Raw genomic sequence first — 24,319 nt, forward strand, 5'->3', positions numbered from 1 at the left:
CTTTTAAAATATTACTTTTTCTTTTTAGACCCTGTACGTTTTTCACGCTTTACTCTCCAAGGTGCGTTTTTCTGCCAGTCGCCGGCCATAATAGAACCATAAGGGATTACTTCATCTATCACCTGTCCTAAACCAAATTCTTTCATTTGAGTTCTTACGGTTTTCGCATTTTTGTAGGCAGAAGGCAATTCGGTTATGTCAATTTCTTTAGAAAAAAACCGAATATCTAAGCCGCGAGTTTCTTCCTTGAATATTTGCATTGTGCTACCTGTTTTGCTACGTCTATGTTGAGTTCTGCTCATATTTCGACCGGCGCCGTGTGGTGCAAAACCTAAATTGGTTTTTGTAGTCTTGCCTTCAACTATTAAAACCGGTTCACTCATATTTAACGGAATTAACCTAGGCCCTGTTATATCTGGCATAAACTTAGGGTCTAATGGGGTAGCGCCTTTGGCATGGTAGAATAAGTCGCCATCCCGAAAGACAAAATTATGCTCGTTCCAATATCTGTTTTCAATATCAATTCCTAATTCTTCAGAAACCGAATTATGAAGCACTTCATGATTCAATTTTGTCCATTTTCTCATTATCTGCAAAGCTTCCCAGTATGACTGTCCTTCATCCGTTTCAAAAGGAATCCAAGCATTTTGTTTTTTAGTGTCTGGTGATAATTCTTGCCTAAATCGTTCAGCAATTTTCATGCCTTTGGCGTATAATCTGGCACCTGGGCCTCTTGAACCATGATGGGTAATTAACATGGTATTTCCTGTGTTTTCAGAAGTTCCAACGAATAGAAAGTGGTTACCATCGCCTTGAGTTCCCAAATGAGATTTTGCAATTTGAATCATATATTCTTCATTTAAGAGCACATTAGATTTGAAGGCTTCTAACAATTCTTGTGGAAATTGAAATTGTGATTCTCTATCGCGTCCGCCAGGACCAAAATGTGTGTGAGTATGTGCAACGTCTAAAATAGTTTTCGGGTCTATTTGTCCAAAATCGGTTAGCAAAACTGAACAACATATATCAGCACTATGCATGCCTGGATGAATGGCTTTTTTTGCAACAGCAACACCTCCCACAGGAATAGTACCGTCGGGTCCTGCAGGGCAAGCATCAGGCATAATAGCCCCATCAACTAAGGTCGGCGTTTTCATTAAGGTTTCCATTGAATTAATAACATGGTCAACATTGTCTCTCTCTAATTCATTTTCAGCTCTAATATTAATTGAAAATGGCTTTGGTGTAGAGTGCAACGCAATTGGTTCTGGTGTTTTAAATTGCTCTAAATAGGATACTAGAGCGTCACCTTGCAGTTGGTGGAGATTGATATGCTTGATGGCTTTTTTCATCCATTTCCCTTGCTTATAACCTAAAGCGATTAAATCGTGACCTGTTATTTTTATATTTGAGTTCATAATGGAAATAGTACTTCTTTAAAAAGTGCTTCATCGATTAAAGAGATGTCTACAATTAGATTTTTAAAATTATAGCGATTTAAAGTACTTAAGATAAGATACTAATCATTTTCGTCCTTAACAAATGACTGGAGAGAGAGAATGAAATGTGAAATTTTAGTGCCTTCTTAATTAGATTGAGTAGCATACACTGACCATTATTCAGGACTTAAAAATTGAATTGAGTCCAAGAACTTAATTTAAATTTCTTAGAGCTGTATGGTTAAAACTACATCAGGACAGTAAAGTAAATATCTAAATCGATATCCAATTCGTTTTCATGTTGAATAAATATAATATCCTCTTTGAACAAAGCTTCAATTAACCAAGAGCTTCCGTTAAAATAAGATTGTTTTACAATAGCTTTTAATTCGGAGTGCTCGACTATTTTTAATTGATTAGCATATACAATTCCATAAGGTTCTATGATATTATACTCCCCAAAGAATGAAGCTATCAATGCACTTTGAGGGTTTTTATATAAATTTTGAGGTGTGTCTTTTACAATAATTTTGGAGTTGTCTAAGACAATCATTTGGTCCGCAAAACCTAATACATCATGTTTGTCATGGGTTGCAACCACACAGGCTATATTTTTTTCTTTTAAGTAGTTAAATACATTGCGTCGTAAACCTTGCTTTTGAAAATTATCTATATGACTAAAAGGTTCGTCTAATAATAGTATTTCAGGCTCTAATGCTAATGCTCTTGCTAAAGCCACACGTTGCTTTTGGCCGCCGCTTAACAGTTTAACTTTCGTTTTAGCAAAGGCTTCCAATTCTACAACTTCGATAAGCTCTTTTGTTCGTATACGTTTTTCTTTACGAAAAAAATTAGACAAGTATTTTCCTATGTTTTCTTCAACTGTGGTGAATGGCATCAAATCAAACTCTTGAGTCACATATTTCATAAAATCATAACCCACAACCAGGTTGTATTCTGGCCCTAAGATTTGTTCATCTTTCCAATAAATTTCACCTTGTTTTAAATCATATTCACCATAGAGGAGTTTTAATAAGGTGCTCTTTCCTGAACCGCTTTCACCAATTATAGCGAGGTTTTCTCCTGGTTGAACCTTGAAATTAATTTCTTTTAAAACTTTAGTTCTTGAATATCCGAAGGTAAGGTTGTTTACTTGAAGCATGTTACAAATATATAAGTTTCATCTAGTATTAATTATAAAAAAAACTGTTAGAATTATCTAACAGTTTTCAACATAAAATAGAGAATTTTATTTTTTAATAAACTTACGTTTAATACTTTTTCCTTCAGATTCTATTCTTAAAAAGTATATGCCACTGTTTAAATTTGCAACGTCAATAATTTTTGAATCAAGTTTTTTACTCATAACTCGCTTTCCATTGACATCAAAAACTGTAGCAACTTTGTTCACTATGTCTGCTGAGGTTGAGATATTAAGTTCTTTTTCAACTGGATTTGGATAAATAGTGACATCGACTAAGGTCTCATCTATAATACTTAAGGCTGTACCTTCTTCAATGTTATGAGTTGTATTTATTGCAGGGTTGGTAATATGATCTACCGTTCCAGAGGGCCAATATATGGTGATACTTTCAACACTTTCGTTGGTGCCAATTCCAAAATGTGTAGTGAGTGAACTCATAAATTCAAAACCCTCACCACTTCTTACATCTCTTATTTGTATGCCTGAAGGTGTTTGTATTTCAACCCTTGCCCCAATTCCATTTATATTACTAAGCGTTCCAATGGTATTAATTTTAATCCAGTTATTTGAATTGGCATTGTTAAGATAAATTTTTCCATTTCGAAAAACATCTAAAAAACCATCGTTATTAGTATCTCCAATAGCACCACTTTGTGGCATGTAATCATTATAAGTGGTAAATGTAAAATCACCATTATTAAACAGAATATTCCCATTAGATAAAATATCTACGTAACCATCATTATCAAAATCAGCTGGCGCATTTTCCACACCTAAATTAGCGTTTAATACACCGGAGCCTGCAGTGACATCTGTAAATGTTCCATCGCCATTATTTCGCATTAATTTTGAATAGCCATTCGCCGTACTACTTGCACCAACAAATACATCCATATAACCATCATTATCAAAATCGGCCCAAGCCGAAGACCAAGTTTGTACATTGTCTCCTAAATTAGAAGAATTATCATGTCCTGCTTCAGGGTAATTATTACTATACCAATTATTACTATCTGCCACATTTACAAAGACGCCGTTTCCGTCATTTCTCCATAATTCATTAGTGCTAATCGTTGTTGAACCCCCTCTACATTTAGCTATAAATAAATCCATATCACGATCATTATCATAGTCGACCCAAGTTGTTCCATAATTTCCTCCACCTGGAACGGTACCAATACCGTTTGGAAGTACACCTTCACTAGGCCCTTGATAAAACTGTAAATTTCCTGAGCCATCGTTGATATAATAAACATTTGCTTCAACGTCATGACAGACGAAGGCATCTAAATGCCCATCATTATTAATATCTATAAAGTGCGAGCGTTGTGAAAACACGTATTCGGATCCAGATATTTCTGTATAACCTGTTCCTGTATCATTAGCTTTCATAAAAGTGACACCTCCTTGTCCACCGTAAAGAAGATCGTTATAACCATTGCGATCAAAATCTCCAGCAGCTAAACTCCAATTTGGAGAATACGTGGCTTGTGGTGTTGGGACATTAACCATATTAAATCCGCCTGAAGCTAATTGGTAATGGATGTTTAAATTATTAGCACTTACAGAAACCACGTCATCTAAGAAATCACCATTTAAGTCTACTAAGGCAATATCGTAATTCCCTGTTGTGTTTATAGGGTTTGTTGTAAAGGTAACTGGGTAACCAGAAGTGTCTTCTCCTGTTGTAAAGTTCTGACTTTTCCAATTACTAAAGCCTTCTGTAGGGCAAATAGCTCTAACATAGACTTTATAATTTGTGTTTGGAGTTAAGTCACTAAGACTATACGTATTAGTCGATGTTGTTTCACCTGAACTAGGAGCGTCCTCTGTGGCAAGTAGGAGCGCTACTTCCCATGCTGTTTCTGTTCCTTCTGCTATCCAATTAACAGATGCACTATGAGAGTTTATATTACTAACTGAGATTGAAGTTACACTGGCACATGCAGGAGGTATCGATGAGCTTATTGATGGTGAGGTCACGCAAAAACCCCATCCATAAGAATAATTATCGTTATATAATATTCGGTATTTAAAATTGGACAATTGTACACTTGAAAAAGAGGATATGTCTAAATCTTCGCTGATATAATTGTTAGGGGTACCGCTACAAAAATCTGTTGATAATGCAGAATTATCTTCAAGAGCAGGTCCCCAATTTATCCATTCACTTGCATCGGCATTCCAATATTGTAACCTTAAAGATTCAGTTTGCCAAATGTTTAAGACATAAGGAAATGTTACTTTAATGATGGATTCATTCGCATTATTAGCGGCATTTAAATTTATAACTGGAGATTCTGCCGCCACATTATTTATCGATATGCCACCTGCCAAATTATCATCGAATGAAAAAGAGCTGCTTGAAGAGCTTCTTGGGTCGCCTATTAGATAATTAGCATTATAGTCTCCTGTAAGGGTCCACTCACTATTAGGCCAGTTGGCAGGCTGATTTAAAACTTGTGCGCCACCATGTAAGCAAAACAAGATTATAAGCGTTGAAAGGTGTAGAATTTTTTTCATTTTTGGTTGAATTAATTACAGGTTATATTTAGTGAGTTAATCCATGCTTCAACAAGTTCAACTCCTTCAGTATGTATAATAGTGCGCGCTAATAAAGGCATTCTGTTTGAGGGTTCTACAGAGTTAATTCTATAATGTAATACGGAGCCTCTAGCGTATCCAGGCTCTACAATATGTCCAAGACCTAAGCCAAGGTCTGTATCAGGATCTACACAAACACCTAGATTAGTGTCATCTTCTGTCGACGAAAAATCCAAGCGAAGAGGACGATAGGCACAATGCGTTTCTTCTGAGTGACAGTGGGCGCAATTAATATCTAAATAAGCTCTTAATCTTAAGTCTAAAGGTTCAGAAGAATCATTATAATCCGGTAGTTTTAAAATAGAGGCGGGAAGAGTGTTTTCTAAATAGCCAATATCCACTAACTTCTCTAACTGATTTGCAGTACCATCATTATAATCATAACTTAAGTTTAAATTCCTTGGCTTTGGACCAATTGGTCTCGCTGTTTCTGTAACTTTGTGACAGGTATGACATTCAGCTCCGGAAGGGATTCTGTATTCTACGGATTTTTCTTCGTTATTTTGAAGCCATTGCACATCTACATAGCGTCCATTCATGTCTAAAATCGCTTCAGTTTGATCATTGTTCCATGCATAATTCGCAAAAACCCAACCATTTTGCTTCTTTATAATTAATCGAGTTTCTAAGATCTGAGTGCTGTTATCTGGTAAGACATTATCGTAATAAAAGTTTTTCACCAAAATAGTTCCAACCGGAAAGTTTAAAATGTCGTCTTCGTTTACAAAGACGGCTTTGCTATTGTTGGGCATCCATATAAAACGTTTTTTCTTGGCGTAATCACTGAATAAAGTGGAATTTAAAGTATAGGGAATAACATTGAACGATGGTTCAAGGTTTTTTAAGTCTCCTTCAAACAATTGGTATTCTGAAAGCGTTGAAAAAGGCATGTTTTCTAAATCGTAAAGAACACTTGTACTTGAGGTAATTGTAACCGTTATAGTTTCTGTTTTACAATCTCCCGAATGACTACAAATTGTATATTGAAAGGTATCTACACCCACCTCATTGGAATTTGCGATATATTTTATGCTATCGTCACTTGGATTATTAGGCGTGTTATTAATATCCAAAATTGTTGCAATTCCACGCGAAGGAGAGGTTATAGTAATCTCGCCAATTGTTGGAATATTTACGTCGTTTGCGAGTATAAAAATTTCGACTTCTGAATTTTGGGTAATAGTAATATGATCTGGTTGTGTTTCAATAAGTAAAGGAGTTAATCCATCGTCCTTACCACAAGCAAACAGGAATAAAATTAAAATTAAAGCGAAAGCGTAATGTTTATTCATGCAGATGTCTTAAACAACTTTAAAAAGTATTTTTAGTGGCTAAAAATGTTTCTAAAGACAATAATTAGATTTAAATATAGTTGTTTTTTGTTAAACTTTAATTAGTTGTCTATAAATTAGAATGATACATTGTGAATTAACTTCCTTTTTAGGTGATGACATGAGTGGTAAAATAGGTTCAAGTATAAGCGTTATTGGTCTTTTTATTAGACAAAAGGCTAAAACGAAACTTGCCTCATAAAACAGATATTATCTGCATTATGAGGCAAGTCTAAATTGTAGTTTCGAATTTTATTATGAAATTGATTTATTCTTCAATTTCATGTTATTTTCCTTCGATATTATTTGGAAGATTTTCAAATCCCATATTGTAAAGTGTGAATCCGAATATATCAGCAAATTGCTCGATAATTTTACTAACAGGTGTACCAGCACCATGACCAGCATCTGTTTCAATTCGAATTAAAGTTGGATTGTTTCCAGTTTGCTTAGCTTGTAATTCGGCAGCAAACTTAAAACTATGAGCAGGAACTACTCGGTCATCATGATCTCCAGTAGTTATCATTGTTGCAGGATACTGAACGCCTTTTTTAACATTATGAACAGGAGAATAACCTTTTAAGTATTCAAACATTTCTTTGTTGTCTTCAGCGGTACCGTAATCATAAGCCCAACCAGCGCCTGCAGTGAAAGTGTGGTAACGTAACATGTCTAAAACACCAACAGCAGGTATAGCAACCTTAATTAATTCTGGACGTTGTGTCATTGTTGCACCCACTAATAATCCTCCATTTGAACCACCTCTAATGGCTAAATAATCTGAAGAAGTATACTTTTCTGAAATTAAATACTCAGCGGCTGCTATAAAGTCGTCAAATACATTTTGTTTCTGAAGTTTAGTACCTGCATTATGCCATGCTTTACCATATTCTCCACCACCTCTTAGATTTGGTACAGCATAAACTCCACCTTGTTCCATCCAAACTGCATTAGCAATGCTGAAAGATGGCGTTAAACTAATGTTGAATCCTCCATAACCGTATAGAATCGTTGGGTTTTTACCATTAAGTTCTAATCCTTTTTTATGAGTAATAATCATAGGTACTTTTGTACCATCTTTTGAAGTGTAAAATACTTGCTTACTTTCGTAATCTTCAGGATTAAAATCTATACTTGGTTTTTTGTATAACTCTGAAGTTCCATTTTCTATATCATATTTATAGATACTTCCTGGAGTTACATAATTTGTAAATGAATAATACAATTCTTTTTCATCTTTCTTAGCACTGAATCCAGCAGCACTACCAACACCAGGTAATTCAACTTCTCTTATTAATTTACCATCATAATCGTATTGTTTCACTTTTGAAACAGCATCAACCATATAATTAGCAAAGAAGTAGCCTCCAGCTGTGGATGGTGTTAAAACATTTTCAGTTTCAGGAATTACATCGACCCAATTTTCAGGAGAAGGGTTGGATGCATCAACCGTAACAATTCTTTGATTTGGAGCATCTAGGTTCGTCATTATATAAAGCTTTGAGCCTACATTTTCTATAATATTAGAATCTGAATCCGTATGCTCTAATATTTCAACTAAAGGCGCATTAGCTTTAGTCAAATCTTTGATATAAAGTTTATTTCCTGATGTAGAAACACGAGGAGTAATAACTAAATAACGGTTATCTTCAGTAACACCTGCATAAATATAACGGTGTTTTTCATCTTCTGTTCCACCATAAATAAGTTTATCTTCAGATTGTTTTGTCCCTAATTTGTGGTAATAAACCTTGTGCTGATCTGTTTTGGCAGATAACTCACTTCCTTCAGGTTTATCGTAGCTTGAATAGTAAAAGCCTTCGTTTTTGTACCAAGACATACCACTAAACTTAATGTCTACTAAAGTGTCTTCAACAATTTCTTTATTCTCAGTGTTCATGATTAGGATCTTTCTCCAATCACTTCCGCCTTCAGAAATAGAATAGGCTAATGTTTTACCATCTCTAGTAAAGCTTAATCCATCTAATGAAATTGTACCGTCTTCTTTAAATGTATTTGGGTTTAAGAATACTTCTGCTGTTTCAGGATCCGCATCATTTTTATATCTGTAAATCACTGATTGGTTTTGTAAACCATCATTTTTATAAAAATAGGTATAGTCTCCTTCAACAAAAGGAGCTCCGAATTTCTCGTAATTCCAAAGTTTTGTAAGTCGGTCTTTTAATTCTTCTCGGTAAGGAATGTTATTTAGATACCCAAAAGTAACTTCATTTTGAGTTTTAACCCAAGCTTCAGTTTCTTCACTACGGTCGTCTTCTAACCAACGGTATGGATCGGCAACAGACTCCCCAAAATAGGTGTCAATAGTATCAACTTTTTTAGTTTCAGGATAATCAACAGTAACGGTTTTCACTTTTTTAGTTTCGTTTTTACAAGACATAAAAATACTCAGTACTACAGTAGCGAGAAGAGATTTTTTCATAATTAGATTTTTTGATATAAAGTAATAGTAACTCCAAAGATATGAATTATCCATTTGAGTTAAATTAAATAGTATTAGACAAGACCATTTTTAATAAGGTATTCTGCAATTTGAATAGTGTTAGTTGCGGCTCCTTTTCTTAAGTTGTCACTTACAACCCATAGATTTAAAGAGTTAGGTTGAGAACCATCTCGTCTTATACGACCTACAAAAACATCATCTTTTCCGTTTGCATACATTGGCATAGGGTAAACATTAACATCTAAATTATCTTGAACGGTAACACCTTCGGTTTCGTTAAGTAAATGTCTCACGTCACTAAGGTTAAAGTCGTTTTCAAACTCGACATTAATAGACTCACTATGTCCGCCAGCCGTTGGTATTCTCACCGCAGTTGCTGTTACAGCAATTGTACGATCGTCTAATATTTTTTGAGTTTCTCTAACCAATTTCATTTCTTCTTTGGTATAGCCGTTTTCCTCAAAAACATCACAATGTGGAATTGCATTTTTATGAATAGGATAAGGATAGGCCATTTCGCCATTTTTACCTACGATTTCATTCTCCATTTGCTCAACCGCTTTTACACCAGTTCCCGAAACAGATTGATAGGTTGAAACAACGATGCGCTTAATTTTATATTTTTTATGAAGGGGTGCCAATGCCATGACCATTTGTATGGTTGAGCAGTTTGGGTTGGCAATAATTTTATCGGTTTTGTTTAATTGATGTGCATTGATTTCTGGAACGACCAATTTTTTTGTCAAATCCATTCTCCAAGCTGAAGAATTATCAATTACTGTGGTTCCTCCTTCAGCAAATTTTGGTGCCCACACCTGTGATGTGGCTCCACCTGCAGAAAATAAGGCGATGTTTGGACGAAGTTCAAGAGCTGTTGGAATACTAATTATTTCAAGGTCTTTTCCTTTGAACTTCATTTTTTTACCGACGGAACGTTCTGATGCTACTAATAATAATTCATCTACAGGAAAATTACGCTCTTCTAAAACTTTAAGCATAACGTTACCAACCATTCCTGTTGCACCTACAATTGCTACTTTCATAAATTAAATCATTTAACTGCTCAAAATTATGTATTTCTTTATTTAAAAGGGTTTAATGGCTCTTAAAAATATGATAATATTTATGTGTAGAGGTTCCTGTTTTATTAAAAAGAAAAACCCAGACTTTTGGAGTCTGGGTTTGGTTAAAGTTTAGTGTAGCGGTGTCGCTATACGTGATTTATTTTTTTAAAGAATCTCTGATTTCTTTTAAGATATCAAGCTCAGTTGGACCTGCAGGAGCAGCTGGAGCTGGTGGAGTTTTCGTTTTATTGTAAGCTTTTACAATCATAAACAGTACAAAACCAACTATGATTAAATTGATGATTGAATTTACCCATTTTCCATACATGATAGCATTTTCTGGTTTTGTAATCTCACCATCTGTACCAACGGTGGCTGGAGATAATACGTACTTCAAATCTGCAAAATCTACGCCTCCGGCAAAATTACCAACAATTGGCATCATGATGTCTGTTACAAATCCGTTAACAACCATACCTACAGCACCTGCAAGTATTACAGCAACCGCAAGGTCAATGACATTACCTGTCATTATAAAATCTTTAAATTCTTTAAGCATAATTTTGTGTTTTTTTATAGTTAGTTAATCAGTTAATAAGACACAAGTTAATCAAAAAAGTCACACGAAGAAAAAACGAATAACTATTCATTTTTAAAAATTCGGGGTATGCGCTGTGAAATTGAAGTCAATATTTCATAAGAAATCGAGTTTGCAGACTCTGCGAGGTCGTTTGCACTGTGCTTAGGACCAAAGATAATAACCTCATCACCTTCTTTACAGTTTATATCAGTAATGTCAACCATAACCATGTCCATACAAACATTTCCGAGAATAAATGCTTTTTTACCATTGATGGTAACGTAGCCTTTACCTTTACCATAGATCCTATTAAGACCATCTGCGTGTCCAAGTGGAATAGTGGCTGTTTTTTCGTCACCCTTAGCCTTATACGCTCTATTATAACCAACAGATTCTCCCTTTTTAATTTGATGAATTTGCGAGACTATAGATTTTAAGGTAGCGATTGGTTTTAGTTTTTGGTCTTCTTCAACCGAATTCCCATAGCCATAAAGTCCAATACCGCATCTTACCATATCTAAATGCGCTTCGGGATAATTTATGATTCCAGAGGTATTACAAAGGTGTAACCATGGTTTATAACCTGCTTGCGTTTCAAATTTTTGGGCGATAGTTTTGAATCGACTAATTTGAAGTTTTGTGAATTCTTCTTCATTAGGATCTTCACTTGCCGCCAAATGTGAAAACATAGATTTCACTTCAATAGCTGAGGTGTTTTCTAGTTTAGAAACAACATCCCCAATTTCGTCTTCACTAAACCCAAGTCGATTAAGACCTGTGTTAAATTTAAGATGAACAGGGTAATTATTTTGTGATAAAGATTCCGCTGTTTTTATAAACTCTTTTAAAACATAATCACTATAAATGCTAGGTTCAAGGCATCTTTCGATAATGGTTTTAAAATTAACGGATTGCGAATGTAAGACCAAAATAGGCCTCTTAACTCCAGCATCTCTTAAAGCCACACCTTCCTGCGTATAGGCGACAGCGAAATAATCAACATCTAATTTTTCAAGATGTTTAGCAATTTCAACAGAATCACTTCCGTAGGCGAAAGCTTTTATCACGCCTAAGACTTTGGTTCCAGTTTTTAATTTAGATTTGATATAATTATAGTTGTGCGTTAGAGCACTTAAATCAATTTCGAGTTGGGTTTCGTGAGCTTTAAGCATTAAATTTCTTTTTCTTTAGAATCTATTTCTTCCGCATCTTTCACCGTCATTTGTCTTAGTTTATCTCGTTGCATGCTCTTATAATATGCAGCTCTACTTAAGGGTTCGTATTCGTCAACTTCACCAAGCAATACTAAATCGTCGCTCAAGGCTTTTCTATAGCTGTACTGTGCTAAATTTCCAGTTTTGGTACAGATGGCATGTACTTTAGTAACGTATTCAGCGGTTGCCATAAGATTAGGCATTGGACCAAACGGATTACCTTTAAAGTCCATATCTAAACCTGCAACAATAACGCGGATACCTTTATTAGCTAAATCATTACAAACACGTACAATCTCATCATCAAAAAATTGAGCTTCGTCAATTCCAACCACATCACATCCATCTGCTAAGATGGGAATATTGGCCGCAGCAGGAACAGGCGTAGAGCGAATTTCATTAGAGTCATGAGAGACAACCATGTCTTCATCATAACGTGTATCAACAGCAGGTTTAAAAATTTCAACCCTTTGTTGTGCAAATTTTGCACGTTTTAATCGGCGAATCAGCTCTTCGGTTTTACCTGAGAACATGGATCCGCAAATCACTTCAATCCACCCAAATTGTTCTTTATGATTTACTGTATTTTCGAGAAACATTTTGTAATTTTAGCACTAAAACAAAGACGTCCTTTGTTTTTATAAAGGTTACGCAAATTTATTAAAAATCAAAAGTAAAACTTACGAAAAGAGGATAAAGAAATTATATTCTTATTTTATAAGGTGTATATATTGATTGTCAAAGTTGAAGAACATAAAGTCTCTCCATTATAATAGTATTAAAATTTAGAACAAATGAAAAAGAAATTAGAATCAGAGTTAGTGAGCATTGCGCATAGGATTCTAAAATTAACAGGCCGAGGAGATGTAGATAAACTTCATGCAGAAGTATCTCAACTCTATGAAAAACTTACAGTTTTAAAATTTGCTCAAGAAAATTTTGACGATAAAATGCCAACTATCGGAAACGATTCTTCGTTTTTTGATATGTTAGATACAGCCTTCAACAATAAGGTGAGTGATAATATTGAAATCGAAAATAGAACCTATGTAAATGTAGACGAAGTTGAGGACGATGATATCATGGAACCTGTGATGGAGAAGATAAAGGATATGGTTGCTCAAATGCCAGAGGAAACACATCAGGTTGACGCTTTAATTGAAAAAGCCATTCCAGTTGAAGATAAGAAATCGGCTTCTAATGATTTTGACGATATCACTTCGGGCTTTGGTAATATGCCAGAATTTGAACCTGTTGAAGAAGCTCAGAAACGAGAAGCGGCTGAAGAAAAGAAGTCGTTGAACGATAAACTAAAAGGTCAAGGTCTTCAAATAGGACTAAATGATAAACTTGCTTTTATTAAACATTTGTTTGACGGTCAAAATGAAGATTACGACCGCGTAATTTCTCAAATAAATACATCACATTCATTGGAGGAAGCTAAAACCCTAATTGAACAATATGTGAAGCCCGATTATAACAATTGGGAAGGCAAGGAAGAATATGAAGAGCGATTTTTTCAGATTGTCGAAGGACGATTTAGTTAAGCCATTAGTTTAAATTGATACTTTAAAATCAACCTCACTTTAGAAGAATTAAACCGAAATAATAGAGGTAATTATTTTCACTCTTATTAAAATCATTCAGATAAATATTTAAAAGATTAATGAGCAAACTTTACCTCGTTCCTACACCAATTGGTAATTTAAAAGACATCACTCTTAGAGCTATAGAAGTTTTAAAAGAGGTCGATTTAATTTTAGCCGAAGATACTAGAACTTCGGGAAAACTTTTAAAGCATTTTGAAATCTCTACGCAAATGCAGAGCCACCATATGCATAACGAGCATAAAACGGTGAATAATTTAATTGAAAAATTAAAATCAGGTTTAACCATTGCTGTGATTAGTGATGCCGGAACGCCAGCAATTTCCGATCCTGGGTTTTTATTAGTTAGAGCCTGTGTTGAAAATAATATTGAAGTAGATTGCCTTCCTGGTGCAACAGCATTTGTTCCGGCATTAGTAAATAGTGGCTTGCCTAACGATAAATTTGTTTTTGAAGGCTTTCTTCCGGTAAAAAAAGGAAGACAGACAAGACTTTTGCTACTTGCCGAAGAAACGAGAACCATCATTTTTTATGAAAGTCCGCATAAACTAATAAAAACCCTTGGTCATTTTTGTGAGTACTTCGGTGAAGATAGATTAGTATCAGTATCGCGTGAATTAACCAAACTGTACGAAGAAACCATAAGAGGAACAGCAAAAGAAGTTTTAGAACATTATACCAATAAGCCGCCTAAAGGTGAGATTGTAATTGTGGTAGACGGGAGAAAGTAAATAAGCACATTGCAAATGGACTAACTTTAAGGTCTACAGCATTATATATTCACAACAACATTGCGTAACTTCATAGTTGAATTTAAGACTATGAAACCTAAACATTACGATATATTTGTTATTGGTAGCGGAATTGCAGGACAAACGGCAGCAAAAGCTTGTGCGAAAGCTGGATTAAAGGTTGCTATTTCTGATAAGCGTGAATTTGGAGGCACCTGTGCTACACGAGGCTGCGATCCTAAAAAAGTATTACTTCAATTTGCCGATTTTTATCAAAAGGCAAAACATTGGAATGGAATAGGAGTTTCAAAATTACCGAAATTAAATTGGGAAGCTGTTCAACAATTCAAATCCTCTTTCACCGATCCTGTACCTTTATCTACCGAAAAGAACCTCTCAAAATTAGGTGTAGACTTGTATCATCAATCTCCAAGATTTATTAGTGAATCAGAAGTTATAGTAGAAGGTAAAACTATTTCCGCTGATAAATTTGTTATCGCCACAGGTTTTGTGCCCAGGTCCTTAGATTTTGAAGGTGCTGAACTATTGAAAATTAGTGACGATATTCTCAATATGAAAAAAATCCCCAAGTCGGCCCTATTTATTGGGTCAGGTTATGTGGGAATGGAGTTTTGCTATATGCTTTCTACCTTAGGCTGTAAAGTCACAATGATTGATATTGGCGAACAAGCACTCTCGCAATTCGATTCCTATTTAGTTGAAAAACTGACATCGGTTTTAAAGAATAATGGAGTAAAATTTATATTCAATGCTCAAGCTTCAAAAGTTGAAAAATTGAACAAAAACTTTTTACTTACTTATAAGTCGAATGGTAAAACTGAAACGATTAAGGCCAGAAAAGTGTTTAATACTTCAGGTAGAGTTCCGGCAATTCAAAAATTAGATTTAGATAAAGCCAATATAAAGTCCGATAACACCGGAGTTTTAGTTAACGATTTTATGCAGAGTGTTAGTCATAAAAACGTATATGCTTGTGGTGACGTTTCAAGTAAATCACTGCCTTTAACACCACTTTCGGGCTTACAAGGCTATATTGCAGGACATAATATTATAAATGGTAATTCTAAAGTATTTACAAATCCATTAGTGCCATCTGTTGTTTTTACTCAGCCGCAATTAGCAACGGTTGGTTATTCTGAAGAAGAGGCGAAAAGAAGATATAAGTCGGTCATTGTTTATAAAGGAGATTCCAAAAACTGGTTTAATGCTAAAAAAGAGAATGCTGAAGCTTATGCCTATAAAATTATAGTTAATGAGCGAACTCAAAAGATTGTAGGCGCTCATATACTGAGTTCTCAAGCCAATGAAAATATTAACATTTTCGCAATGGCAATTAATTCAGGATTAACCGTAGATCAGTTTAAAAAGCAGATTTTTACTTATCCATCATATACCAATGATTTAAAAAGTATGATGAAAGATGACGATTAGATTATGAAACAATTGCTTGAACATATTAGTCAATGCACCATTTGTAAAGCACATCTTCCATTAGGCCCAAAACCTGTAGTTACTGCAAATTCCAAATCTAAAATTGTAATTATTGGTCAGGCGCCAGGAATAAAAGTTCACCAATCTGGAATTCCTTGGGACGATCAAAGTGGAAAACGACTAAGAGAATGGCTGAATGTTACTAACGAACAGTTTTACGATACTCGAAACTTTGCCATTATACCAATGGGATTTTGTTATCCAGGTAAAGGGAAATCAGGAGATTTACCACCAAGACCTGAATGTGCACCACAATGGCACCAGCAATTATTTGATAAGATGCCGAATGTGGAATTGATTCTTTTAGTTGGTGCTTACGCCCAAAACTATTATTTAAAAGACAAAGCTAAAAGAACATTAACGGAAACCGTTGGCGACTATCAATCGTATTTACCAAGATATTTTCCTATTCCACATCCTTCACCAACCAATCGTTTTTGGCGAAGTAAGAATCCATGGTTTGAAGAATTGGTAGTACCTGAGTTGCGGAAGAAAATCGCTAAGGTTTTAAAATTAGAATAAGGTTCCTTCTTTTATAGAAAACCGACTAATATTTTGAACCATCATGTTTTCCTACTTCAAAACCGTGTTTTCCTAAGATTTTATTTCCGCTGTCAATAGCGTCTTCTTCAAGTGTAGTTCCCATAGAATCGTTCCAACGGTTAAGGTATCCAAACAATGAAATTACTCCCAACATTTCTACAATTTCACCTTCATCCCAATGTTGATATAATCGCGCTTTAATTTCAGCATTTACAGCATTTGGAACTTGTGAAGCAGCCAAACTAAAATCTAATGCCGCACGTTCAGCTTCGGTAAATGCAGGATGAGTTCTATAATCCCAAATGTTATCTAACTGTTCTTGCTCTGCACCATAACGTTCTGCAGCTCTAATGGCATGTGCTTGGCAATAACGACAACCGGTAGCATTACTACTCACCCAAGCTATCATACGTTTTAAGGCTGAGGTGACACGACCTTCATTGGCCATAACGGCTTTGTTTAAATTTATAAATGCCTTACTTATTGCTGGTCTGCGTTGCATGGTTAAGACTGAATTAGGGCAAAAACCAAGTGTTTCATTGAAGAATTCCGCTAGTTCTTTTGTTTCTAAATCGTGTTCCGCAGATAAAGGAGTTACTAATGCCATTGTTTTTCTGTATTAGAAGATTATAATCGATAATTTTTTTAAATTTAATGAAATTATCAATCTTTAGTAGCATGAAAATGACTTTAAGGAGTTTCGATTTGCAATTGAAACACACCTTCACCATCTCAAGAGAATCTCATGACGTTCAACCTTCTTTAATTGTCGAACTCAGTGAAGATGGACATTCTGGTTTTGGTGAAGCTACTTCTAACCCCTATTATAATATATCAGTAGAAAATATGGTTAATGATTTAGAGTCATTACGAGAGATGATAGAGGGTTTGAATAATGTTACTCCTGAAGTGTTTTGGACGAAAATGCAGCCACATCTAAAGAATAATATGTTTGCACTTTGTGCTTTAGATTTAGCTTTTAACGATTTATATGCTTCTAAAAAGAAGAAGAAATTATATGAATTATGGGAGTATAATATTGACAACAATCCCTTAACCGATTATACTATAGGATTGGATACCATTGAAAAGATGGTTGCTAAAATGAAGGAGTTGCCTTGGCCAATTTATAAAATTAAGCTAGGCACCAAAGAGGATATAAAAATCATTGAAGAACTTCGTAAACATACCGATGCTGTATTTAGAGTAGATGCGAACTGTGGTTGGACAGCAGAAGAGACTATAAAAAATGCGCCTGCCTTAAAAAAGTTAGGAGTAGAGTTTATAGAACAACCTTTAAGAGCAGATGATTGGGCAGGCCATAAAGAAGTTTATGAGAAATCAGTATTACCAATTATTGCCGATGAAAGTTGCCAAGTTGAAGCAGATGTAGCTAAATGTCATGGTCATTTTCATGGCGTTAATGTTAAGTTGACTAAATGTGGAGGTTTAACGCCAGCAAGACGAATGCTTAACGAGGCGAAAGAACTAGGAATGAAAACTATGGTAGGTTGTATGACGGAATCTACCGTTGGAATTTCGGCTATTGCACATTTATTACCTTTATTGGATTATGTAGATATGGATGGTGCTTTACTTTTAGCTAAAGATATTGCAAAAGGTGTTACTATTGAAAACGGAAAAGTTATATATAGCGATGGACTTGGAATAGGTGTTTCTTTAATTTAAACTTAATGAAGGTAGATGCGTTTCCAGACCGAACTATAACTGTTGATGATAAAAACTATCTCTATTTTGGAGGCACAGCTTATTTAGGTTTAGCAACACATAAAGAATTCCAAAATCACATTATAGAAGGTATAAGGAAATGGGGCGCTTTTTTTGGAAGCTCAAGAAACGCTAATGTTAAACTGTCCATTTACGATATTGCTGAAAGCGAATTAGCAGAATGGGTAAAAGCAGAAGCTACGGCAACGGTCTCTTCAGGAGCTTTAGCGGGAAAATTAGTGCTAGATTATTTGTCTAAAACATCTTCATCATTTTTCCATTATCCTAAAACTCATCCGGCTATTGTTGCAAAGGATAGTTTACCCTTATTTGTGAATGGAAAATTACATCCTAAGCTTACAGATCAACACAAGGAACATATTATGATTTCGGCAGATGCAATGTTGGCCCTTGAAGTTTATCCAACCTCATTCAGTTTTTTAGAAACTATTTCAGAGTATAAAACAATAACTCTGTTATTAGACGAATCACATTCTATTGGTTTACTAGGAGAGTCCGGTTGTGGAATCTATTCTTCGATTAACTCTGCGCGGTTAAAGCAAAAAATAATGGTCAGCTCGTTGAGTAAAGCTTTAGGATTATCTGGTGGATTAATAGCGGGTAATCGTTTAATGATAAATGATATTAAAAATGAATCAGCATTTATCAGCTCATCAAGTGCAAATCCTGCATATCTACATGCTTTTGTTAAGGGGCATGATATTTATGAGGTTCAGCAAAAGAATCTAAAATCTAATATGGCCTTTCTATTCTCTTTACTGAAACCCGAAATTGTAGAAAGTCAAAATGAAGGGTATCCTGTTCTGTATTTTCAAAAAGAAGGGTTTTATAATTCACTTTTAAAGCGAGGAATAATAATAACAAGTTTTGAATATCCGTCCTATACTTTGCCAATGAATAGAGTTGTTATTACTGCTAATCACACTAAAGAAGATCTTAAAACATTAGCCTCAGCTCTAAATCAAATGGCATAAAAAAAGCCGCGAAGAATCACGGCTTTTAAAAATTAAGATTATACTTTTTATTCATCCCAACCAACTGGCGTTGTAGGCAATTGTTGATTTGCTAAAACCACATCTTCATTTCTAATTAACTCTGAAGATGGGTATGTTGCTCTTCTAAACCATTCTCCAGCGTAATCTCCTTCACTATCATCTTCTTCTCTTATAGTTAAGCCTACAAAGACTTCATCTGAGAAATCATAACGTCTATAGTCTACAAAAGTTTCAGGATTAAGGAAATTATGAATGTATTTTTCTTTCATAATATGATTCAACATTAACCCACCTTCACCAACAGCAACAACACCATCGGCTAAGTAGTCTGATCCGTCAACACCGTATTTATTCATACTTGCCGAAATTCCTTCCAAATAAGCTTCATAAGCAACAGAAGTAGAACCAACACTAGTTTCATTACCGCCATTTGCTAAAAATGCAGCTTCTGCCTTTATAAATTGAGCTTCAGCATAAGTGATTAGAACCAATGGAGCGTCAATTCTAGTAAAGTATCCTCCATCAACAAATTGCGCGTTTGCAGAAGTTCCATCAGGTGCCAAACCGCCTCCACCACTTACAAATCCTTTCCATTCTTCTTCACCACCATTAGTAGCAAAAACAGGAAGACGTGGATCGATGGTTAGGGCGCCACTTTGGAACGGGTAATAATCGCCATTCATAGTGCTTACAATTTGGCTTGCGATGTCGTGATAAAAATTACCTGTTGCTCTAGCTAAAATTTCGCCAGAATACCATGGGTTAATATTACGATCATCATAGTGCATTTGAAAATCATCATCATTAGATGTGAATCCGTTATTAATATTATTTAAAACCTCTGTAGCACTAATAGAACCATTGCCAACCATACGCAGTTGATAACGCGCTTTTAGTGTATAAGCGGCTCTAAGCCATTGATCTAAATCACCTCTGTAAATTAGGTCTTCATTGCCTACAAAAATTCCAGAATCGTCAGTGGCTTGAAGGGCTGCAATGGCGTTATCTAATAAGTTGAATATTTCCGCATATATTTCCTCCTGAGTATCAAAAGCAGGAAATAAATTTTCTTGACCAAGGTTAGCTTGAGAATATGGAATATTATCCCAAGTATCCGTCGCAATTCCTAAATTTATAGCTGTCAAAACATCCGCTACAGCACCAAAATGAATAGCGTTTTCTGCAGCAGCTTTTTCCTTAATAATCTTTATATTAGGTAACACATAAAGATATATTTGAGACCATAAACCACTGGCTTGGGTTTCCCCAACAGCGCCTCCTTGTTGACTCACAAAGTTTTGAACATAGTTGCCAAAGGTTAATTCTGCAGAGTATTGGCCTTCCATTGTGCTGTGAATCACAGGCGCCAAAAGGTCATTCATTCTTAATTGGTCTTCATTTACTGTTCCGGAGGGCGTATTTACTTCGAAATAGTCCTCACTACATGCCGTAGCGCCTATCATTAAGAGTATTAGAAATAGGCTTTTTGTTATATGTTTTTTCATCTTGTCTTTTTTTTAAAATCCTATATTAATACCAAATGTGTAACTCTCAGAGATCGGTGTTCCTAATCCGGTAAAACCATACACATTAGAACCAGCACTATATTGGCTTCCTTCAGGATCAAATCCATCGTAAGGGGTCCATAATAAAATATTTTGTGCACTAGCCGAAATAGCTAACTGATCAATTTTAAGTGTTTCTAATATGGTGCCTTTAAAGTTATAAGTTAAACCAATATTTCTAAGCTTTACCCATGAAGCATCTTGTACAAGAATTTCTGAAGCTCGGTTAAACTGAGTTGAACTTCTATAGTAATTCTGGTCAATTAATGTTTCAGTTGTGTTTGGAACAAATCCGCCATTACCATCATCCATAACACCTTCTAATACGGTTGTAACGTCTCTAAACTCGGTGAATTTCGGATTACCATTTCGTATGGAGTTACGTCTTCCGGCATCATAAATATCTCCGCCTTTTTTCCACTCTAATAAAAAGTTGAATGATAAATTTTTGTAAGACAATGAGTTTCCAATAGAAGCGACGAAATCCGGGAATGCATTTCCTACCTTTTTACGTTCTGTTAAATCCACTTGTGGTTTACCATCTGCATCAATGTAGCGTTGTCCATTTTCGTATCTCCAAGTCCAACCATATAAAGTACCAATTTCATCTCCTTCACGAACTTCAGAAGTTACACCAGCAAATCCTGAATCCGCAAAAACTACTGATTCTATATCGTCTGGTAAATCAATTACTTCACCTTTATTGGTAGAATAGTTTAATATAAGTTCCCACCTAACATCGTCTGTTCTAATAATATCAGCACCAATTAATAATTCATGACCAGAGGTTTTAAAATCTCCAGCATTTCTATTTAAGGCAGATATTCCTGTTGAATGCGCCGTAGCCACATCAAATATTTGATCTTTAATTCTTGTGGTATAATAGGCATAATCTACCCGTATCTTATTATCTAAAAACCTTAAATCTGTACCAATTTCAAAAGATTGATTTTTTTCAGGTTTAGTGTTAATATCACCTTCTAGAGTACTATATCTAAAACCTCCAGAACCTCCAAAAGGAAAGTCTCCATCAGCCACAAAATATCGACCAGTTCTTCCGAAAACAGGACCTTTACCAACTTCTGCCCAAGACGTTCTAATCTTAGCAAAATTTAAAAAGTTATTATCGCCGATTAAGTCTTTAATATCATAAGCTAAACTTACAGAAGGATAAAAGAATGATCTGTTTTCCTTTGGTAATGTTGAAACCCAATCATTTCTTCCTGAAATGGTTAAGAATAGACTATTGTTATAGTCCATTTTAAGTTCACCAAATACACCCACATTTCGAAGTTGTGTAATACTATTTCCTCCAAACATATTTATAGTATTCGCTATATCATTGACTCCTGGAACATTTAAAGTTTCTCCTCTTAATGATGTGAAGTCCGTTTTAGAATCTGAAATCTGATTACCTAAGGTTAAAGTAGTTCCAAATTTATCGGACCAATCTTTTTCCATTGTGACTAAGAAGTTAGATTCTAAGCCAAGAAAATCGATGTCTTGCTCTACGATAAAACCTCCAACCTGCGTACCTACATCTAAATCTGGCGGTACAAATCTATTTCGTTGATCTGAAAAGTTATCAACTTGGGCTGAGTATGTTACGTTAAGCCAATCTTTTGGAGCCCAATTAAAAGTCACGTTTCCTACCCAACGATTTACATCGTCTTGAAGATTACTTTTCTCTAAAAAGTATCTTGGGTTATCTGTGATTCCATTCGTATAGTTACGTTGTGATCCATCAGCATTTTGATAATCATTAATCGGAATAGTTGCAGACCAATAGGATAATGCACTAAATACGGATTTATCACCACTATTAGCACGTGTTCCTCCAGAATTTGTATATGAAATTGAAGAGTTAATCTTAAACTCAGGTGTCACTTGGTAACCTCCGTTCACTCTAAAAGAGGTTTTATTGTATTCTGAATTTGGAAGAACACCTTCTTCACTATTATTACCCATAGAAAAGAAATAATCCATTTTTTCTGTGGCGCCACTAATATTAAAATTAACCTGGGTATTGAAGCCTGTTTTAAATAAATCATAAGGATCGTAGAAACGATCATTAGATAAATCTACCACAGTACCGTCATCTAAAGTAAAGGAGTCTAAAGCATATTCTGGTCCCCAAGAATAAAAGGTAGTCCCTCCAAATCTTGTAAAACCTGTCTCCGAATCAGGGGTGTACAATAATCTAGGGGCTCCATTATAACCTTCTCTATATTTAGTTTGTAATTCTGGTGTTGTTCTAATTTCTCTAAAAGTAGAAGATGCTGTTACAGAAACTTTAGGTTTACCTAACTGTCCTTTTTTCGTTGTAATAATGATAGCACCATTCGCTGCTCTAATACCATATAGAGCTGTTGCAGCTGCTCCTTTTAAAATGTTAAAAGATTCAATGTCTTCAGGATTGATATCTGCGGCTCTATTAGTGAATGAAAATTGCTCATTACTTCCCGTAGAGTTTGAACCAGCACTTGGCAATACGTTACCTGCAAAAGTGTCATTGTTTAAAGCAATACCATCGACAATTATGAGCGGTTGGTTGTTTCTACTAGGGTCAATAGAGGTTACACCACGTATTAAAATATCTACACCTCCACCAGAAGAACCTGAGGTCTGATTAACTTGTAATCCGGCAACGCGTCCTTGTAATGCCGTAATAGCATTTGCTTGACCTGCAAGTTCTAAGTCTTCAGCTTTTACTTGTGTAATAGAATAACCTAACTCACGAGTTTCTTTTTCAATACCAAAAGCTGTTACAACCACTTGGTCTAACTGATTAAGGTCTTCTTCTAAAACAACATCTAGTTTCGTGCCAGTGACTGCCACTTCTTTTGTTTTGAAGCCTAGGTAGGAAATAACTAAAATATTTCCTTGAGATGCTTTAATTTCAAATTCTCCATCAAAATTTGTAGCCGTTCCTTTGGTTGTTGATTTGATGAGAATATTCACTCCAGGCAACGGCATGCCGTTGGTGTCTTTTACGGTTCCGCTTACTGTTATCTCTTGCGCAGAGAGCGCGAACGAGAAGAGTAAGAAAAAGACCGCAAGAGATTGTACTGCGTTTTTTTTCATAAAAAAATAATTTTGGTTGGTTTCTCTTACAAGTTATATAAAAAAATCAAATTTTGAAGTTAAATTGCTTTTTATATTAATTCTAAATTCCTGAAACTATATGAGTCCAGTCATATTTGAACAATAGAAGGACATCGAAATTCTAATTTAATTTAATAATGGTATTTTTGAAAAAGAATCTAAAAAAATAACGATATGTCACATAAAATAACAACACAATGGAAGGGTGGATTAACCTTTGAATCAGATAATCCAAGCGGAAAAACTGTAATCATGGATACAGATATTGAAGGACAAAATGAGCGTTTTGGTTTATCGCCAAAAGCTATGATGTTATCCTCATTAGCAGGCTGTTCTGCTCTTGATGTCATTTCGATTTTAGATAAAATGAAAGTTGATGTCGAAGATTTTAAAATTGATGTTTCAGGAGAATTAACTGAAGAACATCCCAAGTATTATCACTCGGTAGTTGTAGATTATCATTTCTATGGATCAGATTTAGATGAAAAAAAATATGAAAGAGCTGTGAACTTATCCATTGAAAAATATTGTGGAGTTATGGAAATGTTTAGACGATTTTCAGAAGTAAAAACAAACATATACTACCATACTTCATTGGAAAAATAGTCACGT

Annotated in this window: 19 protein-coding genes; 7 read left to right on the forward strand and 12 right to left on the reverse strand. The window is 35.0% G+C overall.

Annotated features, from left to right (window positions below; genetic code table 11):
* Positions 1 to 11: 11 nt before the first annotated feature.
* The 9 genes from DFQ11_RS03910 to DFQ11_RS03950 form a co-directional block, all read right to left on the reverse strand.
* Positions 12 to 1,418 (reverse strand): RtcB family protein, encoded by a 1,407-nt coding sequence (locus DFQ11_RS03910; protein WP_199446462.1) that lies wholly within the window; start codon positions 1,416 to 1,418, stop codon positions 12 to 14.
* A gap of 268 nt (positions 1,419 to 1,686) precedes the next feature.
* The gene (locus DFQ11_RS03915) at positions 1,687 to 2,601 is read right to left on the reverse strand and encodes an ABC transporter ATP-binding protein (RefSeq protein ID WP_110474458.1); all 915 of its coding nucleotides are present in this window, start codon (positions 2,599 to 2,601) and stop codon (positions 1,687 to 1,689) included.
* Between the two features lie 87 nt (positions 2,602 to 2,688).
* Entirely contained in the window at positions 2,689 to 5,166 is a 2,478-nt protein-coding gene (locus tag DFQ11_RS03920; RefSeq protein WP_110474460.1) for an FG-GAP-like repeat-containing protein, read from the reverse strand.
* Between the two features lie 11 nt (positions 5,167 to 5,177).
* On the reverse strand, positions 5,178 to 6,539 hold the full coding sequence (locus DFQ11_RS03925) for an Ig-like domain-containing protein (RefSeq protein WP_110474462.1): 1,362 nt from the start codon (positions 6,537 to 6,539) through the stop codon (positions 5,178 to 5,180).
* 325 nt (positions 6,540 to 6,864) lie between these two features.
* Positions 6,865 to 8,979, reverse strand: coding sequence for a prolyl oligopeptidase family serine peptidase (locus DFQ11_RS03930; RefSeq protein WP_373287846.1), 2,115 nt, complete (start codon positions 8,977 to 8,979; stop codon positions 6,865 to 6,867).
* Between the two features lie 116 nt (positions 8,980 to 9,095).
* Positions 9,096 to 10,085, reverse strand: coding sequence for an aspartate-semialdehyde dehydrogenase (locus tag DFQ11_RS03935; protein WP_110474465.1), 990 nt, complete (start codon positions 10,083 to 10,085; stop codon positions 9,096 to 9,098).
* A 178-nt stretch (positions 10,086 to 10,263) separates the two neighbouring features.
* Positions 10,264 to 10,665, reverse strand: coding sequence for a large conductance mechanosensitive channel protein MscL (gene mscL, locus DFQ11_RS03940; RefSeq protein WP_110474466.1), 402 nt, complete (start codon positions 10,663 to 10,665; stop codon positions 10,264 to 10,266).
* 83 nt (positions 10,666 to 10,748) lie between these two features.
* Positions 10,749 to 11,858, reverse strand: coding sequence for an alanine racemase (gene alr / locus DFQ11_RS03945; protein ID WP_110474468.1), 1,110 nt, complete (start codon positions 11,856 to 11,858; stop codon positions 10,749 to 10,751).
* On the reverse strand, positions 11,858 to 12,499 hold the full coding sequence (locus DFQ11_RS03950; protein WP_110474470.1) for a thymidine kinase: 642 nt from the start codon (positions 12,497 to 12,499) through the stop codon (positions 11,858 to 11,860). Before DFQ11_RS03950 ends, alr begins: the two co-directional genes overlap by 1 nt.
* Positions 12,500 to 12,694: 195 nt before the next feature.
* Here DFQ11_RS03950 and DFQ11_RS03955 point away from each other — a divergent pair, with 195 nt between their 5' ends.
* The 4 genes from DFQ11_RS03955 to DFQ11_RS03970 all read left to right on the forward strand — a co-directional run bounded on the left by DFQ11_RS03955 (position 12,695) and on the right by DFQ11_RS03970 (position 16,272).
* Complete coding sequence (locus tag DFQ11_RS03955) at positions 12,695 to 13,447, forward strand: hypothetical protein (protein WP_110474472.1); 753 nt, start codon at positions 12,695 to 12,697, stop codon at positions 13,445 to 13,447.
* Positions 13,448 to 13,566: 119 nt separating this feature from the next.
* Positions 13,567 to 14,238 (forward strand): 16S rRNA (cytidine(1402)-2'-O)-methyltransferase, encoded by a 672-nt coding sequence (gene rsmI, locus DFQ11_RS03960; protein WP_110474474.1) that lies wholly within the window; start codon positions 13,567 to 13,569, stop codon positions 14,236 to 14,238.
* Between the two features lie 90 nt (positions 14,239 to 14,328).
* The gene (locus DFQ11_RS03965; protein ID WP_110474476.1) at positions 14,329 to 15,690 is read left to right on the forward strand and encodes a dihydrolipoyl dehydrogenase family protein; all 1,362 of its coding nucleotides are present in this window, start codon (positions 14,329 to 14,331) and stop codon (positions 15,688 to 15,690) included.
* Positions 15,691 to 15,693: 3 nt separating this feature from the next.
* Positions 15,694 to 16,272: a uracil-DNA glycosylase family protein gene (locus tag DFQ11_RS03970; protein ID WP_110474478.1), complete on the forward strand. Its 579-nt coding sequence runs from the start codon at positions 15,694 to 15,696 to the stop codon at positions 16,270 to 16,272.
* Positions 16,273 to 16,297: 25 nt separating this feature from the next.
* Here the strand turns inward: DFQ11_RS03970 and DFQ11_RS03975 are convergent, their stop codons facing one another.
* Complete coding sequence (locus DFQ11_RS03975; protein WP_110474480.1) at positions 16,298 to 16,900, reverse strand: carboxymuconolactone decarboxylase family protein; 603 nt, start codon at positions 16,898 to 16,900, stop codon at positions 16,298 to 16,300.
* 71 nt (positions 16,901 to 16,971) lie between these two features.
* Here DFQ11_RS03975 and DFQ11_RS03980 point away from each other — a divergent pair, with 71 nt between their 5' ends.
* Positions 16,972 to 17,982, forward strand: a complete 1,011-nt coding sequence (locus DFQ11_RS03980; RefSeq protein WP_110474481.1) for a dipeptide epimerase — start codon at positions 16,972 to 16,974, stop codon at positions 17,980 to 17,982.
* A 5-nt stretch (positions 17,983 to 17,987) separates the two neighbouring features.
* Positions 17,988 to 19,016, forward strand: coding sequence for an aminotransferase class I/II-fold pyridoxal phosphate-dependent enzyme (locus DFQ11_RS03985; protein WP_110474483.1), 1,029 nt, complete (start codon positions 17,988 to 17,990; stop codon positions 19,014 to 19,016).
* 47 nt (positions 19,017 to 19,063) lie between these two features.
* On the opposite strand, the gene DFQ11_RS03990 is transcribed toward DFQ11_RS03985, so the two are convergent.
* A complete protein-coding gene (locus DFQ11_RS03990; protein WP_110474485.1) occupies positions 19,064 to 20,542 on the reverse strand; it encodes a SusD/RagB family nutrient-binding outer membrane lipoprotein in 1,479 nt (492 codons plus the stop codon).
* A 12-nt stretch (positions 20,543 to 20,554) separates the two neighbouring features.
* Positions 20,555 to 23,686 (reverse strand): SusC/RagA family TonB-linked outer membrane protein, encoded by a 3,132-nt coding sequence (locus DFQ11_RS03995; RefSeq protein WP_110474487.1) that lies wholly within the window; start codon positions 23,684 to 23,686, stop codon positions 20,555 to 20,557.
* Positions 23,687 to 23,881: 195 nt separating this feature from the next.
* Here DFQ11_RS03995 and DFQ11_RS04000 point away from each other — a divergent pair, with 195 nt between their 5' ends.
* Positions 23,882 to 24,313, forward strand: coding sequence for an OsmC family protein (locus tag DFQ11_RS04000; protein ID WP_110474489.1), 432 nt, complete (start codon positions 23,882 to 23,884; stop codon positions 24,311 to 24,313).
* Positions 24,314 to 24,319 lie beyond the last annotated feature (6 nt).

This window comes from Winogradskyella epiphytica (assembly GCF_003217215.1).
Classification (GTDB): Bacteria; Bacteroidota; Bacteroidia; order Flavobacteriales; family Flavobacteriaceae; genus Winogradskyella; species Winogradskyella epiphytica.

Excerpts from the sequence above, each read along its gene's own strand:
- DFQ11_RS03910 (WP_199446462.1), bottom strand. The coding sequence starts at position 1,418 with ATGAACTCAAATATAAAAATAACAGGTCACGATTTAATCGCTTTAGGT.
- DFQ11_RS03915 (WP_110474458.1), bottom strand. The coding sequence starts at position 2,601 with ATGCTTCAAGTAAACAACCTTACCTTCGGATATTCAAGAACTAAAGTT.
- DFQ11_RS03920 (WP_110474460.1), bottom strand. The coding sequence starts at position 5,166 with ATGAAAAAAATTCTACACCTTTCAACGCTTATAATCTTGTTTTGCTTA.
- DFQ11_RS03925 (WP_110474462.1), bottom strand. The coding sequence starts at position 6,539 with ATGAATAAACATTACGCTTTCGCTTTAATTTTAATTTTATTCCTGTTT.
- DFQ11_RS03930 (WP_373287846.1), bottom strand. The coding sequence starts at position 8,979 with ATGTCTTGTAAAAACGAAACTAAAAAAGTGAAAACCGTTACTGTTGAT.
- DFQ11_RS03935 (WP_110474465.1), bottom strand. The coding sequence starts at position 10,085 with ATGAAAGTAGCAATTGTAGGTGCAACAGGAATGGTTGGTAACGTTATG.
- mscL (WP_110474466.1), bottom strand. The coding sequence starts at position 10,665 with ATGCTTAAAGAATTTAAAGATTTTATAATGACAGGTAATGTCATTGAC.
- alr (WP_110474468.1), bottom strand. The coding sequence starts at position 11,858 with ATGCTTAAAGCTCACGAAACCCAACTCGAAATTGATTTAAGTGCTCTA.
- DFQ11_RS03950 (WP_110474470.1), bottom strand. The coding sequence starts at position 12,499 with ATGTTTCTCGAAAATACAGTAAATCATAAAGAACAATTTGGGTGGATT.
- DFQ11_RS03955 (WP_110474472.1), top strand. The coding sequence starts at position 12,695 with ATGAAAAAGAAATTAGAATCAGAGTTAGTGAGCATTGCGCATAGGATT.
- rsmI (WP_110474474.1), top strand. The coding sequence starts at position 13,567 with ATGAGCAAACTTTACCTCGTTCCTACACCAATTGGTAATTTAAAAGAC.
- DFQ11_RS03965 (WP_110474476.1), top strand. The coding sequence starts at position 14,329 with ATGAAACCTAAACATTACGATATATTTGTTATTGGTAGCGGAATTGCA.
- DFQ11_RS03970 (WP_110474478.1), top strand. The coding sequence starts at position 15,694 with ATGAAACAATTGCTTGAACATATTAGTCAATGCACCATTTGTAAAGCA.
- DFQ11_RS03975 (WP_110474480.1), bottom strand. The coding sequence starts at position 16,900 with ATGGCATTAGTAACTCCTTTATCTGCGGAACACGATTTAGAAACAAAA.
- DFQ11_RS03980 (WP_110474481.1), top strand. The coding sequence starts at position 16,972 with ATGAAAATGACTTTAAGGAGTTTCGATTTGCAATTGAAACACACCTTC.
- DFQ11_RS03985 (WP_110474483.1), top strand. The coding sequence starts at position 17,988 with ATGAAGGTAGATGCGTTTCCAGACCGAACTATAACTGTTGATGATAAA.
- DFQ11_RS03990 (WP_110474485.1), bottom strand. The coding sequence starts at position 20,542 with ATGAAAAAACATATAACAAAAAGCCTATTTCTAATACTCTTAATGATA.
- DFQ11_RS03995 (WP_110474487.1), bottom strand. The coding sequence starts at position 23,686 with ATGAAAAAAAACGCAGTACAATCTCTTGCGGTCTTTTTCTTACTCTTC.
- DFQ11_RS04000 (WP_110474489.1), top strand. The coding sequence starts at position 23,882 with ATGTCACATAAAATAACAACACAATGGAAGGGTGGATTAACCTTTGAA.